This window comes from Mycobacterium sp. 1165178.9 (assembly GCF_001673555.1).
In the GTDB taxonomy this organism is placed as follows: domain Bacteria; phylum Actinomycetota; class Actinomycetes; order Mycobacteriales; family Mycobacteriaceae; genus Mycobacterium.
The window spans coordinates 1-1,310 of the sequence record NZ_LZMB01000394.1; the positions used below are offsets into that span (position 1 = coordinate 1).

Annotated in this window: 1 protein-coding gene and 1 pseudogene; both read left to right on the forward strand. The window is 66.2% G+C overall.

Annotated features, from left to right (window positions below; all coding sequences use genetic code 11):
• Positions 1–81 precede the first annotated feature (81 nt).
• Positions 82–1,098 carry a Ppx/GppA phosphatase family protein gene (locus A5652_RS17220; RefSeq protein ID WP_067353873.1) on the forward strand — a complete coding sequence of 339 codons (1,017 nt, stop codon included), beginning with the start codon at positions 82–84 and terminating at the stop codon, positions 1,096–1,098.
• Positions 1,095–1,310: pseudogene (locus A5652_RS17225) on the forward strand (hypothetical protein); the annotation flags it as partial. The gene A5652_RS17220 and the pseudogene A5652_RS17225, both read left to right, overlap by 4 nt.

Below are 1,310 nucleotides of genomic sequence, written 5' to 3' on the forward strand. Positions count from 1 at the left end.
GCCGCCCGTACGGTCGGAGATCACGACGGGTTGACCGGGTCGCGCAAAGCATCGCCTCGCGGGCTTCGTTAGGTTGTTTACGTGCGATTGGGCGTTCTCGACGTGGGCAGCAACACGGTGCATCTGCTGGTGGTGGATGCGCACCGGGGCGGTCATCCGACGCCGATGAGTTCGACGAAAGCCACCCTGCGTCTCGCCGAGGCCACCGACAGCGCCGGCAAGATCACCAAACGCGGTGCCGAGAAACTGATCTCCACGATCGACGAATTCGCCAAGATCGCCGACAGTTCCGGCTGCGAGGAGTTGATGGCCTTCGCCACATCCGCGGTCCGGGACGCCGGCAACTCCGATGACGTGCTGGCCCGGGTGCGCAAGGAGACCGGCGTCGAGTTGCGGGTGCTGACCGGGGTCGACGAATCGCGGTTGACCTTCCTGGCGGTGCGCCGCTGGTACGGGTGGAGCGCGGGCCGCATCATCAACCTCGACATCGGTGGCGGCTCGCTGGAGATCTCCAGCGGCGTGGACGAGGAGCCCGAGGTCGCGTTGTCACTGCCGCTCGGGGCCGGACGGCTGACCCGCGAGTGGCTGCCCGACGATCCGCCCGGCCGGCGAAGGGTGGCGATGCTGCGGGATTGGCTGGACGCCGAACTTTCCGAAGCCAGCGTGAAGATCCTCGAGGCGGGTAATCCGGACCTGACGGTCGCGTCATCGAAGACTTTCCGCTCGCTGGCACGGCTCACCGGCGCCGCGCCCTCGGGCGCCGGACCGCGGGTCAAGAGGACGCTCACAGCAAACGGCCTCAGGCAACTCATATCTTTCATATCTAGGATGACGACCGCTGACCGGGCAGAACTGGAAGGAGTGAGCGCCGAGCGGGCACCGCAGATCGTTGCGGGTGCTCTTGTGGCGGAGGCAAGCATGCGAGCGCTGTCGATCGAATCGGTGGATATTTGCCCGTGGGCATTACGGGAAGGTCTCATCTTGCGCAAACTCGACAGCGAAGCCGATGGATCGGCCCTCATGGAGCCTTCGGTGCGCGATGCTGGAGGCCAGGTAGTTGATCGGAATCAGAACCGATCGAGAGGCGACAAACCATGACCGGACCGCACCCCGAGCCCGAGGACTCCGGCACTCGGCCCATCTCGGTTGCTGAATTGCTGGCTAAAAACGGAACCATCGGTGCCCCGGCCGTCACCCGGCGGCGCCGCCGTCGTCGCGGCGACAGCGAGGCGGTGACCGTCGCCGAACTGACCGGCGACCTCCCCGTCATCCGCGATGACGACGACGAGCCCGGATACGACGCCGCCGAA